Below are 1,318 nucleotides of genomic sequence, written 5' to 3' on the forward strand. Positions count from 1 at the left end.
ATCTGCTACAAAAAATGAAATAATGACAAAAATAAAAAATAAAAAAAATGATAATTTGATTAAAAAACGTATCATGGGCAATCAATGTACCGCAGTGGTAAATACAATAAAAGAAGCATTTTATACACTGTTTCTTTATAAACAATTTATAAAATTTGTTTTTTATAAAATTGAGTATTCATTTATTGGATCTATATCATTGGCTTTTTTATAAATATGGCACAATGCCGCTGTATAAAATGGGATACATTGTCTATTCAGTAAAAATTTAACATCCCAATTATACACTTACAGGCTGATCATATTAATGAACATACCATGATAAAAAGTGAGAGATATAACCATGATCGTGCATAAGAGTTAAGAAATGTACCCCCCACATTTATAACCTTTTATTCCACAAGAAAGTGTAGCAATTATTCCACAAGAAAGTGTAGCAATGAGATAAGGATTAAACACAGAGTCCAATTTCTTTTCCATATTGTGTACATACTTATTTTAAATAATAGTTCATCATCTTAGCTTAGTTGAAAAGGCTAAAAAGAGTCAGACTCTGTTATTCTGACTCTAGTAGTGATAAAATATTTATATTATCTATAAAACTTTTACTAGAACATCACCAACATGATCAATATGTCGATCAAAAGATCAAACAATAGCTTCATCTCTTATAACTCCATCTCAATATCTCAAGACAAGTTTTTCTATAACATTGTAAACATCAATTTAATTGATACAAAAGTAGCTCCACTAAAATATAATAACCTTAAGAGACCAGTATTCTCACCAAACCGTTTACAGAAAAGTAACCCTATATATGTAAATTGTAAAGAATATAATGACTCTTATCTTTTTAACGTTATAGAAAAATAGTCTCTAACTTGTTTTTAAATGATAGGCAAACACCTGCGCCAAAAATGAAGAATAACGTGATATTATTATTGAGATGATTATATGTGATAATGCAGTTTGCAAACACTAAAATGCTCTTGAACGTTAATCATTCGATGTTCTCTTTATACATATTGAAAGATTTGTAAAATCTGAAATTAATGAAAATTGATAAGAGCTCTTGTTGATTGATCAACTTATACATTCATAGAATGAAGCTGCTTATTCTAGGAGTTTGAAAGGAAAAAACAATAATGTAAATGCATTTCTCTCTAGCGAAAAGTAAGAACTAATTTGCATTCGTTTCTTTGTGAAACATAAACGCAACTGAAAATAAAAATGATGACAAAAAAACGAAAGACGACCCGAAAAAAAACTGTAAAACACCGTAAATACTCTAGTAGTATTGTTATAACACTTCTTCTTA

The 1,318-nt window shown here is 28.0% G+C and carries 1 protein-coding gene; it reads left to right on the forward strand.

Annotation, left to right across the window (positions count from 1 at the left end; genetic code table 11):
- Positions 1-214: hypothetical protein (locus ACFIKE_RS10695; protein ID WP_375649882.1), on the forward strand; the 214-nt coding region annotated here is incomplete at its 5' end.
- Positions 215-1,318 lie beyond the last annotated feature (1,104 nt).

Origin of the sequence: Bartonella sp. MU70NMGDW (assembly GCF_042194085.1) — a bacterium.
Taxonomy (GTDB): Bacteria; Pseudomonadota; Alphaproteobacteria; order Rhizobiales; family Rhizobiaceae; genus Bartonella; species Bartonella grahamii.